We start from the raw sequence: 14426 nt of genomic DNA on the forward strand, positions 1-14426 counted from the left end.
ATATAATATAACAAATGATTTTACAAAAAGCACTATGAACGAACTATACGTTTTAACGCTCACATTTTACAGTTTATGAACATGTTGGTACCAAAGTGGTCAAATGAAGCATGGTCGTGTATGATGTATGATCTAGGATATGCCTTCACCCAGTATCACTCTGGAGGGTGCTCATAGAATGGATGAAGTTAAAAAAACTAAAGCAGGAACAAACGCTTTAGTTTTTTACATCAACTATGATTGTTTATTAGAAACCTGCTCTGCTATTTGTATTGCTCTTTTTACCATATTTCCAGCATCCTTTGTTTTTATTCCTCCCCAACCTTCCCGTTGTACCGTTTCATAAAAACCAAGATCTTTTGCAAGTTCATATTTAAATTGTTCTGACATAACATTTCCTCTTCTTCTTCGCCCCATCAAGATTCGCCCCTTTCATAAAGTTGAACATTTTTATTAACCTATTCCGCTTCCTTATCATATTCACTTCTTAATAAGTACAAGATACAGACTTCTTGTATGTAAGGATAGTATGTGACAAATGGGCTCATAAGATACTGTTGATGTAAAGGAAATATCCTCATATTAACTACCTCATATTTTGCATAAGTATGTATTAATAAAAGTAAAAAAAAACAAAACCTTTACAGGTTTTGCTGATGATTAAATCATATATACTATGCATGTGTTACATGTTAATGTTCAATGTAAGTAATTTTAACTTGTCCCTCATCATTGCATACAGTAACTTCTACAGATTCCGTTAAAATGTCTGCATAGGAATAAGACACTCTTTTAAAGGCATGTTGTTCCTGATCTAATTTAACAATAAATACAGAAGGGTAGGTTTCTTCTAACACACCTGTTCTTTCAATGGTTTTCTTTCGTCCACCATTTGCTTTTAACATTATTTTAGCCCCAACATGGGTCTCCAAGCTGCGTTTTATTTCTGACAATGAATTTTTTGACATGTCCAACTACCACCTCTTTCCTAATCCATTATATCTAAAGGATTGTGGAAAGTCAAATTAAACAATTATATCAGTGAAACAAACTTGTTGTCAATGATTATTTTCACTGTTTTTAATATTAGGAAGTCCGATTCTATAGCTCCCTCGAGATTCAATACCACCTATTCCTTTTATACCACTAATTGTGTAACTAATTACATCTGACATATTCACAGTATCTTTAATAGAGGTATACGAAATTTTGGATGCGATTTGAACTGGATCTAAAGCGTGGATTAATATACGTTGTGGAGAACTGGCAAAGTTAGCACCTGCTTGTAAAAGAGCTTCAAAATGAGACTGACAAGCACCAGCAACAATCATAAGAGTATCTTTATTCTTTTCATATTCTCTAGCTATTTTCACTGCTTTAGCAAAATTTCGAGAATTTTTATAACTATCTAAACTATAATCATCCCTATTTCTGCGATTTTTAATCATACTATCATGCCCAGTTATCACTAATATATCTGGTTTCACTTTAGGTAATAGTTCATATAATTGTTCAGGCATATCTTTCTCACGAAAATAATGCCCTTCTACTGGAACTCGAAGCTTACTGTATAGATCTAGGCTCTTAGTTAAATAACGTGAGTCACCATCCAAATGAAGAACTTTACCAGGTACTTCAAAGTATGATTTTAATTCCTCTTCCTTATCTTGCTCACCTATGATCATCATATTATGCAAATTCGTCTCTTGCTGCTCTCTTCTATATCGCTGAATCATTCGTTGCGTTTGCTGCACTTTAGAATGTGATCTCATATAATCTTTGGTTGAATGATAATCAACCACTTTATTTAAATCCATAACAGGAGAGTCTGCTACCAATCGATATTCAACCCCACTTAAAAATGCGTTTTGTCTGTTAATATCTATAATTTCAAATACAACATCTTCACCATAAGACTTTCTAGTTACCAAATCTCCTCGATACATCATCTCATCCCTCCTCATCTATACTATGGAGCAGATGTTATTTTTGTGTATAAATAAGGGGAATGAATTTATTCTTATGGGACATTGGGACAAGGATGAATTATAGTCTTAAAAGAACATTACTTAATCTTGCATATTCTTCAATGCTTAATGTTTCACCACGTCTAGAAGGATCAATGTCACAGGATTGCAGTATGGAAATTAGCTCTTGTTTATCATCTTTAGTAAACAAATTAGAGATTAAATTGTTAATTATCGTTTTCCTTCTATGTCCAAAACTAGCCTGAACTACCTTGAAGAAAAATACACTATCCTCCACTTGAACAATCGGTTTCTTACGCCGCTTCAATCTGATCACTGCTGAATCAACATTCGGCTGTGGAATAAAAACCGTGTTTGGAACGGTTAACACCATCTCTGGTTCACAATAATATTGGACTGCAATACTCAAACTCCCGTAATCTTTACCCCCTGGTGATGCAACCATTCTTTCTGCAACTTCCTTTTGAATCATGACTACAATATTTTCTATAGGCAGTTGTTTTTCCAACAAAGCCATAATAATAGGGGTAGTCACATAATAAGGTAAATTGGCAACTACACTTATTTCTACTTGGTCTTTAAACTGTTCTTTAATCATGGAGTTCAGATCTAGCTTTAGCACATCTCCATGAATGACTTCAACATTATCATAAGGCTGAAGTAAATCGTTTAATATTGGAATTAAACGTTGATCTAATTCAATTGCTGTGACTTTTCCTGCTGACTGCGCTAACGATTGTGTTAAAGCACCGATACCTGGACCAATCTCTAATGCACCTTTATTTTGATCCAATTCTGCCGCATTAACGATCTTTTCTAAAATATTTTGATCAATTAAAAAATTTTGACCTAAACTTTTTTTAAAAGAAAAACCATACCTCTTTATAATTTCTTTTGTATTTTTAAGTGATGAAATTCTTTCTAAATTTGTGTTGTCCATATGTTTAATTCAATCCTTTAACTCAATTTGTTGTATCCCATTCGCAAATTCTAGTTTTGTAATTTGAAACATTTTACATCTTTTGTAAAATTGTTTTCCGTTGCAATATCCAATCCCGAGTATTTTACCCAATTCCGTTCTTCTTTTCGCAGCTAGAGGATGGATGACGAGACCTGCATCCATAAGATCCTGCCAAGATATTTGTTCTTCTATATCCATAAACTCTATTTTTGCATTTTCAAGTGCCGATTTTATAGCTTGTATTGAAGCATTCTCAACCCCAATATCATCTTTATAACTAGCCTCTTCTCTAGTCAGGAAGGCATGTTTACATCCTTTAACTTTGGAAGATATGATTTTACGAATTCGTTCACCTGCATGATCAGGATCTGTAAATATAATCACACCTCTTCGTTCCTGTGCTAATTTTATCCTTTGAATCACTTCTTTATTAATCGCTGATCCACCTGTTTCAATTGTGTCAGCATCAACCGCTCGTTGTATAGCGGTGGTATCATCCTTCCCTTCAACCACAATCATTTCTTTAATCATCTATTATAATCCCTTCTCTTTGCTCTCATCCAAGTATATATGATATGTGTTTCCTTAAACAAGGATACCTGTCATTGTATGATTGACTATGGTTAAAGAATTCTTAATGTTAAATCATGAGATAACAAGCCTATAGACTCTGCTGATTACTTGAAAAAATTGGAAATGAATAGGCCCCAAATTACTTTGGGGCCTTAATTCGATATTTACGCTGATTATTTAAGGTTTTTCAGGACCTATTACATAAACTGTATAACCCCTTTTTGTACCAAAAGCTTCAACAAAATTCCCATCATCATAATAAATATCTACCTTCTTACCTTTTACTGCACTACCTATATCCTCTGCTCGTCTAAAACCATAACCTTCGATATATATCCACCATCCTAGTGGAATGACATTTGGGTCTACAGCGACCGTATGACCTTCCTTCACCGTTGTTCCTGTATAGGTAATACCAAATTGAGGATGTCCTTTAGATTTACCAGTAGACTTTAATCCAGCATCATAAGCTGTTAATTTCACATTATTTAATACTTTTTTATAACCAAATGTCATACCATCCACGGTGATTTCCGCAACATCTGGTGAAGCATTTGTTAGTTTAACAATAGGTTTTAAAGTACCCTTTGCTAAAATTTGATTTGTACTTTCAATTTGAACCACTTCTTGAATGACTTTTTCCGATATAATTTTACCATCTTTCATTACTTTTTCTGTTTTTTTAAGCAGTACTCCATCACTGCCTTCTTGTACAATGTTCTCCTTACCTTCTTGTAAAGTCGGATCTTCAATTGTTACAACATCGTAAGCAATCGGTGTTTGTACAGCTTCAACAGCAGTTTCAACTCTTGTGACTTTTATTTCTAAACTTTTGATTACTTTTCCATTTAGAGGAGTAGATACTTCATCTTGAGGACCTAATTCAATATTTTGTTCCTCAATTACTTCTTTTACAGTATCAGCTGTAGTGTACACCACATCACTTTGGCCATCTGCTTTTATCAGTACAGGAACTGCATAATTAATCATAATTTTATCCTGATCTATTAAAATTGCATCAAGTCGTTTCGAGATTTCATCATGTCCTTTAATCATGATATTCTGTTCCGCTAATAAATCTTCCAATACATCCTCTTTTGTTTTAACAACCCTCTCTTCATCGTTAATGACTAAATAAACTTCCTTTGAATTAAAACCATATAAAGCCAAAAATAAGATAATGACAACAGTAATTAAACCAGAAGCTAATAAAGCTGTGAGAGTTTTTTTACTATTGACTCTCATCCAATTCCCCCTTAAAACCTTTTTATTTCAAATAATTCAAAAAATTGTGAAAATAATAATTATTATGCAAATTAGAAAAAAATAATTCTTAAACAGTTTGGAAAAATATATAAAACTAATGTAATTGTTTCTTTAAGATCATACTTAACTTATACTAAGAATGTAAAACCCCAAAAAGAAAAGATTAGACGATTAAAACGGTAAATTTCACGAAAATGAAATGTTTTAATCCTCTAATCTTAAATTTTACACTGATTATCTCTATTTAACTGCTTAATGCGAATACAAATTATATTTGAAAACATTTTTTAGCATTATTCGTTGTGATTCGTGCTATTTCATCAAATGATAATTCCTTTAATTCCGCAGCTGCCTCTGCAACATATTTCACATATGCAGTTTCATTTCTTTTTCCACGATAAGGATGAGGAGTTAAATAAGGACAGTCTGTTTCCACTAACAACCGGTCTAAAGGTACATTTTTCAGCACTTCTTTTGGCTGTTTTGCATTTTTAAAAGTAATCGGGCCCCCAAATGATATGTAGAAGTTCATATCCAAACACTTCTTGGCAATTTCCCAGCTCCCTGAATAACAATGCATCACTCCACCTACTTCAGCAGCATTCTCTTCAGCTAAAATATCCACGACATCTTGATGTGCGTCTCTATTATGGATCACGATAGGTTTATTCACTTTACGTGCTAATCGGATCTGTTCTCTAAACACTTTTTGTTGAATATCTTTTGGTGAAGTATCCCAGTAATAATCTAACCCTATTTCTCCTACAGCTACTACCTTTTTGTGACTGCATAAAGATTCTATCCATTGCAAGTCTTCAGGAGTCATGTGGATGGCATCTGTTGGATGCCATCCAACAACCGCATATATAAAATCATATTTTTCTGCAAGCTCTATCGTTTCTGGGATCGTTTCACGGTTGAAACCCACATTGATCATAATTGAAACTCCGTTTTGTCTCGCTCGTTCAATTACCTGTTCCCGATCTTCATTAAATTGTTCTGCATTTAAGTGTACGTGCGTATCTATTAACATCATTAAACTCCCTTCATTTAATCCTAATCCATAGTCTACATAATTTTATATGTAAATGAAATAAACTTTTAACGATTAAAATATTATTCGACAAAATAATACATTCACTGTGGAGTTTTTGTCGAATTTAAATAAAAACTTAAGCATGAATTTAAATACAAAGAAAACTCACTTTTTTTCGTCCTGAAATCGAGATCTATTGCATAAATATAAAAGTATTATACATTATTTAGAAATTTACAATTTTTGATTAAAGAAGTATTGACTAATTTGGCAAACATTAGTATCATAAGGGAATGAAAATATTGTCGAAAATTGACGTTTTTTAATAAAGAGAGGGGAATAAATTTATGAAATCTACAGGTATTGTAAGAAAAGTCGATGAATTAGGTCGTGTAGTTATTCCAATTGAACTACGTAGAACTTTAGGCATTGCAGAAAAAGACGCGTTAGAAATATATGTTGATGGGGAAAAGGTCATGTTAAAAAAATATGAACCTGCATGTATTTTTACCGGTAATGCAAATGATTTAGTGTATTTCAAAGGGAAAATGATCAGTAAAGAAATTATTCCTGAACTCATTGAAATTTTTAATTCAAGCAAAAAAGATAATACAGTGACAAAAGAAATTATTTAGTATATAATAGAATAAGATTTAGTTAATTCTAACCTTTTCATATCTCCTTTGTCTCCTGCCGTTATATAAATAATCATACGGCAGGATTTTTTTCTTTCTTAAAGGAGATGATTATATATATCCCTCTTAGATACCTTGCGATCTACCGCGACTTTTTTCATTGCTTCCTTTTTATCTAACTCCTGATTCATGTAATGTTCCAAGTGTTCTTGAATGGATAATAAACTCCACCACAACTCATCTTTTTTTTCTGCTTTTTCCATATTTCCCTGTACAACGATACAATATTCACCTTGAATTTTTATGTCATCCATATAACTGATACATTCTTCTAATGTTCCTCTGACTATTTCTTCATATCTTTTAGTAATTTCTCTTGCAATTGAGATTCGACGATTTCCCAACACTTCTAACATTGTATTTAGTGTATTTAATAACCGATGTGGAGACTCATAAAAAATAATAGATCCTGTCGTTTCTAACAATTCTTTAAGTTTTTCTTTTTTATCTTTTTTTTCACGAGGTAAAAACCCAAAAAACATAAATTGATCTGTATCTAATCCTGATATGATTAACGCGGATAATGCAGCATTTGCACCAGGGATAGGGATCACTGAAAGATTAGATTCTATGGCAAGCTGAACTAGTTCATTTCCAGGATCAGAGATAACTGGTAAACCAGCATCGCTTACCAGTGCAATATGTTTACCTTGCTCAATAAGACGTACAATTTCTTTACCGCTTGCATGTTTATTATGCTCATGGTAACTAATACACCTTGTCGAAATCTGAAAGTGAGACAAAAGTTTCTTCGTTTGTCTTGTATCTTCACAAGCAATACACTCTACTTCTTGTAATATTCTGAGCGCTCTATAAGAAATATCCTCTAAATTCCCAATGGGTGTTCCTACTAAGTACAAACAACCTTTATTTGTTTCATCTTCTAAAAAGCTTTTTTGTATGTTCATTTTGCAGCATCTCCATAATATATTTCCATCAACTCATTGCAATATTGATTATACTCATCATAAACAATCAGAGGGTTTAATATATGCATATCCGCTTTTCCATTTCTAATTCCTTCGACAAGCACCATATTCGCTTCTTCACCTATCCTAGGATGTACAAATCGAATACGTTTCGGTTCAATGTTGTATTGCCTCATTAATACAATAATATCCGCTAATCTAGAAGCACGATGCACCAAACCCACCTTGCCTCCACTCTTCACAAGTTTATTACAAGATGAAATAACATCTTCTAATGTACATAAAATTTCATGACGTGCATTTGCAATAAATTCATTATCATTTTGTTTTCCTGAAAATGCTGGAAGATAGGGTGGATTTACTGTAACCAAATCAAAACCACCATATCCCAATTGAGTATGCACTTGTTTTAAATCACCTTGAATGATAGAAATTTGATCTGTTAAATTATTCATTTTTATATTTCTTGCAGCCATATCCGCTAATTTTTCTTGAATCTCAACAGCTGTAATCTGTGCTTTTGTCCTCGTAGATAACAACAATGGGATCACGCCGTTACCTGAACATAAATCTAATATATTTCCTCTTATAGGAACTGAGCAAAAACGTCCTAATAATACGGCGTCCATTGAAAAACTAAAAACCTCATCACTTTGTATTATCTTTAATTCTTGTGTTAATAAATCATCAATTCTTTCGCTCTCCATTAAAGGTATGTTTTCTTTCATAATCAGTTCCTTTTTTTGAATTTACCTAATATTATTTTAAATTTGTAAAACCGCAGGATGCGTCCTGCGGTTTAAAATTCATTATTCTATTTGTTTAAAAATGATAAACAAAAGAGACAGTCACCTTCTGTTCTAAGGTGTCCATAATATACATTACAAATATGAAATCCTTCATAATACAAACGAGCTAAATTATCATAACCTTCGCCAATAACTGGAGAAGGAGGATTTTCCTCTTTTATTTTATCTTTATCAGGCTGGTCTTTTTTCAGCATACTTCTCAACTGCTGATTCTCTAAACTTAAACGTTTATTTTCCTCCAACAATTGTATAAGTTTCTTTTTCATTTCGCCAATATCTTTATATATATCGCCTAAATGCTGTTCTAGTTCATTGGCCTGTGCATAGATATCCTTATTCTCCACAATTCCACCTCAGTTTAAGAAAACTGCATTTATTCTTGTTCAACAACATCTTCAAGTGAAAGTTCCTTCACTTTTTCCATATCAAAAATTTTAACTTGTACCGAACTTTTTTCTGGATTAATGGAAATAACCTTACCTTCACCCAATGAGGTAATCACAAAACTTCCAACTTTAGGTAGGTCATTTTTTGCACTTTCGTATTGATCGTGTTCAAACTTTAAACAACACATGAGTCTACCACATAGACCAGAAATTTTCGTTGGATTTAAAGAGAGTCTTTGATCTTTAGCCATTTTGATGGAAACTGGTTCAAAGTCGCCCAGCCATGTTGAACAACATAACGTTCTCCCACAAGGTCCAATGCCTCCTAACATCTTAGCCTCATCTCTTACTCCAATTTGCCTTAATTCAATACGTGTTTTAAAAATACTCGCCAAGTCTTTAACTAGCTCTCGAAAATCTACTCTTCCTTCAGCTGTAAAATAAAATATGATTTTATTCCTATCAAAAGTATATTCTACATCAATTAATTTCATATATAATTGATGCTGATTAATTTTATCTAAACAAACATAAAAAGCCTCTTTAGCATCTTTTTTATTATTTTCCATCACTTTAACATCTGCTGATTTCGCTACACGAATCACTTTCTTCAGGGGAAGGACAATATCTGACTCATCAACTTTTTTTTCCCCAATGACTACTGTCCCGTATTCTATACCACGTGCTGTTTCTACAATCACATGATCATCTTTTTTTACGGGATGATTCGTTGGATCAAAATAATAAATCTTGCCCGCTTTTTTAAAGCGAACCCCAATCACTGAGTACATTTCAACCCCCCTTAATTTGGATCATAAATTGATCAAGAGCTAACTGAGGATTTACATTAAATCGAAGCTTCTTTTTTGTATTTACTGTAATTTCCATACATTGAACCCAGTCGTTCATCTGACGTGTGAAGGCATTTTTTTCTAACCATGTAAGCTGGTCTTCAAAAACAAGTCTGTCCTTTCGCCCGGTTTGTATGTGAATGATATCTTTAAACCATAGTAAAAATAAATCTAAAAGTATATTCAGCTCGTCTGTAAGGTTGGATTTAAATATTTTTTGTTGTGCTGTAATGCTCGCAACGGAAAACTTATTTAAACTTTCCTTAGCTAATTGTATCATTATGCCTCTAATTTCTGCAAACGAATTTAATTGGATAAGCTCCCTAGCTTCTTCCAGTCCAGATGTTAAGTGTACACCACTGTAAACTAATTCTTTCGAAAAACCTTCTGAAATTAATTGATCCGCCATTTTATCTGGGGATTGTGGTTGGAAAGATATCCATTGTGAACGAGATCGAATGGTTGGTAAAACAGCATGTCCATTATCTGCAATTAAAATAGCAATTACGTTGGACTGAGGTTCCTCTAAAAATTTTAGTAAGCTGTTTGCTGCTTGCGTTGTTAATCGATCCGCACGAAATAATATATATATTTTCACTTGATTTTCATTCATTTTATATGAAAAATCTTTTTGCAGATCTCTAATTTGTTCTATTTTTATATGATTTCCATCTGGTTCTATAAGACGAAGTTGTGGATGATTTCCATGTTCAAACTTTTTACATTCCATGCACTGATCACAAGCATCGTCTTTATTTTGAATACAAAAAATAGCCTTTGCAAAATTCAAGGCCATTTTACTTTTCCCTGTGCCTGACGGTCCTGTAAATAAATAAGCATGTGATATTTTATTCATCCTTAGTCCGTTCTGAAGTTTCTTTTTCACCTTGTTTTGATTTATAATTTCATGAAAAGACATGATATAACCCCTTATCATTTTCCATTAAAATAATATATTGATCAACATCCCTCGTATTTCCCCTACTTTTTCTAATATTTCAATTCTACCTTGCTCACTTTGCAATAAATCGTCTGTCATTTGTAATAGCGATTGATCGACTTCTTCTAAAAGTTTATATCTTCTTCCTCTCCCTCGCCGGTCCTTACCTATTTTACTTGTAAGCTGGATTCCATTACGAACCGTCTCATCCATAAATTGTTTTACAAGTTTTTTGTATGCAAACAATTCGCGAACGGTCAAGGATTTTGATAACCGTTTACCTTGTATTTCTATTTGAAGAATTGCTTGTTTTAATTGTTCACTTGATGCAAATTGTTCTTGGTGTTGTAACGTTTCAGAAAAATTTTTCATCGTTATTGAATTTTGATTTGCTTGATCTGTAAGCAACACATTTTTTTGTAAGGAGCGTAAACCAGAGTTTATCTTCAATTCATTTTACCTACCTTTAAAAATGTTCAAAAAGTTCAGTTTTCAGCACCGAGAAGGTTGCATGAAGCTTTAGAAAGAGGAGCGGAATGTAAACAATGTTACATGAGCACCGGACTTCAAAGTTGAATGCAAGATTCGATGTGGATTTACTTCCATAATTTACGTCGTGATCACTGCTCAAAACCAGTCACGTCCTGTGACTAATGATGGATCAGTACATCCTGTACAAGTCTAAAGCAGTACAAGTAAGTCCTGTGCTGGCAAAAGTGGACTTTTTGAAAACAACCTCTAAAAATGTTCAAATTTTTCCACAGGCATAACAAATACAGCAGCTCCCCCTACCTGTACTTCAATTGGAAATGGAATATACGAATCCGTTGTTCCTCCAACAGGAGAAACAGACGACACTAATTGATCCCTCACCTTACAATTCGCTTTAATGACACCAATAACTTCATCTATTTTTTCATCTTCCACGCCGATCATAAAAGTGGTGTTGCCCGCTTTTAAAAATCCACCTGTACTTGCTAATTTCGTCGCTCGAAAGTTTGATTTAATTAATGCGTTAGACAATCGGTTACTATCCTTATCTTGTACTACTGCAATAATTAATTTCATTTTAATCCCCTCCTAATATTATACTTTAAAATAGTTTAAACTACTAATGGTTTTCATTAGAGTAATGATTCAGCCCGAAAAGTATAAATGTTCTTTAGCTGGACTTTAAGTAATGTGAGGATTCTCATGGAGCTATCTATTGACCTTACACATATCTATTTTCTAATATTTTAGTCATATCCTTTAATATTTCCTCTGAAATAACATCGATTGCTTGATTCGCATTGACCAAATGAACTCTATCTGGATTTTTATTTGCAATTTGTAAAAAACCCTCTCTTACCTTTTTATGATAATCATGGGCTTTTTGTTCTATACGATCTAAAATTATTTCACCCTTTTTATTTGTTCTCTTTGATAATCTATTCTTACTTTCATTCACACTCACATCCATCATGTATGTTCGTATCGGTTGTAATCCAGAGCTTGCAAAGTGATTAATCCCTTTAATTGTTTTTTGGTCAATTCCCAATCCAACAGATTGATACGCCATGCTCGCATCGATATAACGATCACATAATACAATTTTATTCTGCTCTAATGCTGGAATAATAATCTCATGTACATGCTGTGCTCTAGAAGCAGCATATAAAAGTACTTCTGTTTGATCTTTCATTTCTTGATATTCTGTCGATAGGAGTATGTTTCTCAGTAGATCACTGATTCTTGTCCCTCCTGGTTCTCTTGTTGTAATCACGTCGTAACCTAATTTGATTAATGAATTGGCTAGTTGTTGTATTTGAGTGGTTTTACCCGAACCATCTGGACCTTCGAATGTTATAAATAAACCGTTCACAACAAACCTCCTTGTTGACTGAATTTTTGTATGGTTAATTTAAAATTGATATTAGATGATTAACTATTTCTTTTGACCCTTGAAAATGTGCTCCTGAATCTATATATTGATTTATTTTCAATATCACTTCATAATTTATGATTTCTCCTGGATAAAGAAGAGGAATCCCTGGAGGATAAGGAATAACCATTTCAGCAGATCTGAAGTTCAATGCTTGATCTAAACTAACTACCTTTGTATTTTCAAAGTGATTTTCCATTTTCAAAGGTGGACTTAAACTTGTATAAGCCATTTCATTACATATATTCGTTATGTTTTCACCCAGTTCCTTCTTTTTTAAATTGAAATGAAATGATATATCCTTTAATGCATTTAGGAGTCTGTTCATATCATCTTCTATTGTGGAAACACTGCATACAATTAATATAAACTTTGGATCTGCCATCTCTATCATGCAGCCTCGTTTTTCTATTGCTGCTTGCAAATCATAACCAGATAAAGTGGCTGTAAGATCATGTATTAAAATTTTAAAAGGATCTTGTGTATAATCCTTTCCAAAATCTTTTGTAATATCCACAATCTCAAACCATTTCAATATTTCCATTTCCTTTTTAAAGGTTAAAATAATGGATTGTACGTTTGCAATGCTCTCTCTTCCCCTGGTGCTTATCCACCTGCGACTGATATCTAGTGAAGCCATTAAGGGATACGATGGACTAGAGCTTTGCAGCATGTTTAAAAACCGATCTAATCTTTCTCTATCAATCAAATTCCCTTGAACATGAAGCATACCGCTCATTGTCATTGATGTTAGCATTTTATGAGTGGATTGAACCACAACATCTACGCCACAGGATAATGATGATTCGGGTAATTTAGGATGAAACCCATAATGAGCCCCGTGCGCTTCATCTATTAATATTGGAATGTGATATTCATGTACTAAATCAACTAACCTTTTCAACTTCATCCCAATACCATAATAAGTTGGATTCGTAAGTAGCACAGCCTTAGCATCAGGATACTGAATTAATGCTTCTTGTAAATTATTTAGAGACACACCTAAATCCAAACCTGTTTTGGGATCTATATTAGGAGGTAAAAATACAGCTTTGGCTGCCGCTAAAACGAGACCGTTAATAATAGATTTATGTACATTTCTTTGTACGATTATAACATCATCTCGCCCGCATACGGATAAAATCATGGCAAGATTTCCAACAGTACTCCCATTTATTAAAAAATAACTTTGTTCTGCTCCAAAACAGTTTGCAGCAAGTTCCAGCGCATCTTTAATAATACTTTGGGGATCATGAAGATCATCGAGACCTGTAATTTCAGTATAATCAATTTGCATAATATGCTCAAAATAGTATTGTTCTTCTTTATGTAAATCTAGTCCAAATTTGTGACCAGGCACATGAAAACTAGCTTGCTGCCCCATATGATATTGTTTTAACATATCAAATAAAGGTGCTTTACGTTGATCCATCTACAAACATTACCTCCATGTATGAAAATTGTCATTCTCTGTACTAACATACTAGTTTATATTAAATATATCATCCAATACGTCAAAAAAAAACCGCCAAATCAGAGACGGTCACTTATTATCTGGATTAGCTCTTAAATTTAAATCTTGTAATCAAATAATATTTCTATACCATATTCTTCTTAACTTTTTAATATAAAATGAATACTTTGCATCGGTTACATCTGTACGTATAATTTCAGATTCACAACGATTACATATAAATTCTGTGCATATCATGATGCCATTCTTATTTTGCTCTTCACATACTATACAGGTATAGTCTAACTTACTATCCATAGACTCCCCACCCTTGTTTTTTCTATCATTATGCCACATTATCTATCCTCTTAAACTTCTAAATTGATCTTAGAGAAAATATTTTTAAAAACTATACTGATATTGTGAAATTTAATTTTCGTTATTATATGTACATTAAAATTAAATGGTGTAAAAAAAGACACCATAGTGATTAAATTCACTACAGTGTCTTTGGTTTAGCTTGGCAACGTCCTACTCTCCCAGGACCTTGCGGTCCAAGTACCATCGGCGCTGGAGGGCTTAACGGTCGTGTTCGGTATGGGTACGCGTGGTACC

Annotated in this window: 18 protein-coding genes and 1 rRNA gene; 1 reads left to right on the forward strand and 18 read right to left on the reverse strand. The window is 33.2% G+C overall.

Annotation, left to right across the window (positions count from 1 at the left end):
* Nucleotides 1-234: 234 nt before the first annotated feature.
* The 7 genes from EPK97_RS20235 to EPK97_RS20265 form a co-directional block, all read right to left on the reverse strand.
* Complete coding sequence (locus EPK97_RS20235; protein ID WP_160647613.1) at nucleotides 235-417, reverse strand: small, acid-soluble spore protein, alpha/beta type; 183 nt, start codon at nucleotides 415-417, stop codon at nucleotides 235-237.
* Nucleotides 418-692: 275 nt separating this feature from the next.
* Nucleotides 693-968 carry a biofilm formation stimulator Veg gene (gene veg / locus EPK97_RS20240; RefSeq protein ID WP_160647612.1) on the reverse strand — a complete coding sequence of 92 codons (276 nt, stop codon included), beginning with the start codon at nucleotides 966-968 and terminating at the stop codon, nucleotides 693-695.
* A gap of 90 nt (nucleotides 969-1058) precedes the next feature.
* Nucleotides 1059-1946 carry a sporulation peptidase YabG gene (gene yabG / locus EPK97_RS20245; protein WP_162038460.1) on the reverse strand — a complete coding sequence of 296 codons (888 nt, stop codon included), beginning with the start codon at nucleotides 1944-1946 and terminating at the stop codon, nucleotides 1059-1061.
* 100 nt (nucleotides 1947-2046) lie between these two features.
* Entirely contained in the window at nucleotides 2047-2928 is an 882-nt protein-coding gene (gene rsmA / locus EPK97_RS20250; protein WP_162038444.1) for a 16S rRNA (adenine(1518)-N(6)/adenine(1519)-N(6))-dimethyltransferase RsmA, read from the reverse strand.
* A gap of 9 nt (nucleotides 2929-2937) precedes the next feature.
* Complete coding sequence (rnmV, locus tag EPK97_RS20255; RefSeq protein ID WP_162038445.1) at nucleotides 2938-3480, reverse strand: ribonuclease M5; 543 nt, start codon at nucleotides 3478-3480, stop codon at nucleotides 2938-2940.
* A 219-nt stretch (nucleotides 3481-3699) separates the two neighbouring features.
* A complete protein-coding gene (locus EPK97_RS20260) occupies nucleotides 3700-4767 on the reverse strand; it encodes a 3D domain-containing protein (protein ID WP_162038446.1) in 1068 nt (355 codons plus the stop codon).
* A 289-nt stretch (nucleotides 4768-5056) separates the two neighbouring features.
* Complete coding sequence (locus EPK97_RS20265) at nucleotides 5057-5821, reverse strand: TatD family hydrolase (RefSeq protein WP_162038461.1); 765 nt, start codon at nucleotides 5819-5821, stop codon at nucleotides 5057-5059.
* 350 nt (nucleotides 5822-6171) lie between these two features.
* Here EPK97_RS20265 and EPK97_RS20270 point away from each other — a divergent pair, with 350 nt between their 5' ends.
* The gene (locus EPK97_RS20270; protein WP_162038447.1) at nucleotides 6172-6459 is read left to right on the forward strand and encodes an AbrB/MazE/SpoVT family DNA-binding domain-containing protein; all 288 of its coding nucleotides are present in this window, start codon (nucleotides 6172-6174) and stop codon (nucleotides 6457-6459) included.
* A gap of 98 nt (nucleotides 6460-6557) precedes the next feature.
* Here EPK97_RS20270 and rsmI read toward each other — a convergent pair whose 3' ends face one another.
* The 11 genes from rsmI to rrf all read right to left on the reverse strand — a co-directional run.
* Nucleotides 6558-7427 carry a 16S rRNA (cytidine(1402)-2'-O)-methyltransferase gene (rsmI, locus tag EPK97_RS20275; protein WP_162038448.1) on the reverse strand — a complete coding sequence of 290 codons (870 nt, stop codon included), beginning with the start codon at nucleotides 7425-7427 and terminating at the stop codon, nucleotides 6558-6560.
* The gene (locus EPK97_RS20280) at nucleotides 7424-8176 is read right to left on the reverse strand and encodes a tRNA1(Val) (adenine(37)-N6)-methyltransferase (RefSeq protein WP_162038449.1); all 753 of its coding nucleotides are present in this window, start codon (nucleotides 8174-8176) and stop codon (nucleotides 7424-7426) included. Before EPK97_RS20280 ends, rsmI begins: the two co-directional genes overlap by 4 nt.
* A gap of 86 nt (nucleotides 8177-8262) precedes the next feature.
* Nucleotides 8263-8601, reverse strand: a complete 339-nt coding sequence (yabA, locus tag EPK97_RS20285; RefSeq protein ID WP_162038450.1) for a DNA replication initiation control protein YabA — start codon at nucleotides 8599-8601, stop codon at nucleotides 8263-8265.
* 29 nt (nucleotides 8602-8630) lie between these two features.
* A complete protein-coding gene (locus EPK97_RS20290; RefSeq protein ID WP_162038451.1) occupies nucleotides 8631-9434 on the reverse strand; it encodes a PSP1 domain-containing protein in 804 nt (267 codons plus the stop codon).
* Between the two features lies 1 nt (nucleotide 9435).
* Nucleotides 9436-10413 (reverse strand): DNA polymerase III subunit delta', encoded by a 978-nt coding sequence (holB, locus tag EPK97_RS20295; RefSeq protein ID WP_162038452.1) that lies wholly within the window; start codon nucleotides 10411-10413, stop codon nucleotides 9436-9438.
* 24 nt (nucleotides 10414-10437) lie between these two features.
* Nucleotides 10438-10884 carry a YaaR family protein gene (locus EPK97_RS20300; RefSeq protein WP_162038453.1) on the reverse strand — a complete coding sequence of 149 codons (447 nt, stop codon included), beginning with the start codon at nucleotides 10882-10884 and terminating at the stop codon, nucleotides 10438-10440.
* Between the two features lie 288 nt (nucleotides 10885-11172).
* The gene (locus tag EPK97_RS20305; protein WP_162038454.1) at nucleotides 11173-11502 is read right to left on the reverse strand and encodes a cyclic-di-AMP receptor; all 330 of its coding nucleotides are present in this window, start codon (nucleotides 11500-11502) and stop codon (nucleotides 11173-11175) included.
* 145 nt (nucleotides 11503-11647) lie between these two features.
* The gene (gene tmk / locus EPK97_RS20310) at nucleotides 11648-12298 is read right to left on the reverse strand and encodes a dTMP kinase (protein WP_162038455.1); all 651 of its coding nucleotides are present in this window, start codon (nucleotides 12296-12298) and stop codon (nucleotides 11648-11650) included.
* 34 nt (nucleotides 12299-12332) lie between these two features.
* Nucleotides 12333-13790, reverse strand: coding sequence for an aminotransferase class I/II-fold pyridoxal phosphate-dependent enzyme (locus EPK97_RS20315; protein WP_162038456.1), 1458 nt, complete (start codon nucleotides 13788-13790; stop codon nucleotides 12333-12335).
* Nucleotides 13791-13943: 153 nt separating this feature from the next.
* Nucleotides 13944-14129 (reverse strand): sigma factor G inhibitor Gin, encoded by a 186-nt coding sequence (locus EPK97_RS20320; protein ID WP_162038457.1) that lies wholly within the window; start codon nucleotides 14127-14129, stop codon nucleotides 13944-13946.
* A gap of 200 nt (nucleotides 14130-14329) precedes the next feature.
* Nucleotides 14330-14426, reverse strand: a 5S ribosomal RNA gene (gene rrf, locus EPK97_RS20325); the annotation flags it as partial.

Source organism: Chengkuizengella sediminis (genome assembly GCF_010078385.1).
Taxonomy (GTDB): domain Bacteria; phylum Bacillota; class Bacilli; order Paenibacillales; family KCTC-33759; genus Chengkuizengella; species Chengkuizengella sediminis.

Bases quoted from the DNA above. Each gene is read 5' to 3' on its own strand.
- EPK97_RS20235 (WP_160647613.1), bottom strand. From the start codon at position 417: ATGGGGCGAAGAAGAAGAGGAAATGTTATGTCAGAACAATTTAAATAT.
- veg (WP_160647612.1), bottom strand. From the start codon at position 968: ATGTCAAAAAATTCATTGTCAGAAATAAAACGCAGCTTGGAGACCCAT.
- yabG (WP_162038460.1), bottom strand. From the start codon at position 1,946: ATGTATCGAGGAGATTTGGTAACTAGAAAGTCTTATGGTGAAGATGTT.
- rsmA (WP_162038444.1), bottom strand. From the start codon at position 2,928: ATGGACAACACAAATTTAGAAAGAATTTCATCACTTAAAAATACAAAA.
- rnmV (WP_162038445.1), bottom strand. From the start codon at position 3,480: ATGATTAAAGAAATGATTGTGGTTGAAGGGAAGGATGATACCACCGCT.
- EPK97_RS20260 (WP_162038446.1), bottom strand. From the start codon at position 4,767: ATGAGAGTCAATAGTAAAAAAACTCTCACAGCTTTATTAGCTTCTGGT.
- EPK97_RS20265 (WP_162038461.1), bottom strand. From the start codon at position 5,821: ATGTTAATAGATACGCACGTACACTTAAATGCAGAACAATTTAATGAA.
- EPK97_RS20270 (WP_162038447.1), top strand. From the start codon at position 6,172: ATGAAATCTACAGGTATTGTAAGAAAAGTCGATGAATTAGGTCGTGTA.
- rsmI (WP_162038448.1), bottom strand. From the start codon at position 7,427: ATGAACATACAAAAAAGCTTTTTAGAAGATGAAACAAATAAAGGTTGT.
- EPK97_RS20280 (WP_162038449.1), bottom strand. From the start codon at position 8,176: ATGAAAGAAAACATACCTTTAATGGAGAGCGAAAGAATTGATGATTTA.
- EPK97_RS20290 (WP_162038451.1), bottom strand. From the start codon at position 9,434: ATGTACTCAGTGATTGGGGTTCGCTTTAAAAAAGCGGGCAAGATTTAT.
- holB (WP_162038452.1), bottom strand. From the start codon at position 10,413: ATGTCTTTTCATGAAATTATAAATCAAAACAAGGTGAAAAAGAAACTT.
- EPK97_RS20305 (WP_162038454.1), bottom strand. From the start codon at position 11,502: ATGAAATTAATTATTGCAGTAGTACAAGATAAGGATAGTAACCGATTG.
- EPK97_RS20315 (WP_162038456.1), bottom strand. From the start codon at position 13,790: ATGGATCAACGTAAAGCACCTTTATTTGATATGTTAAAACAATATCAT.
- EPK97_RS20320 (WP_162038457.1), bottom strand. From the start codon at position 14,129: ATGGATAGTAAGTTAGACTATACCTGTATAGTATGTGAAGAGCAAAAT.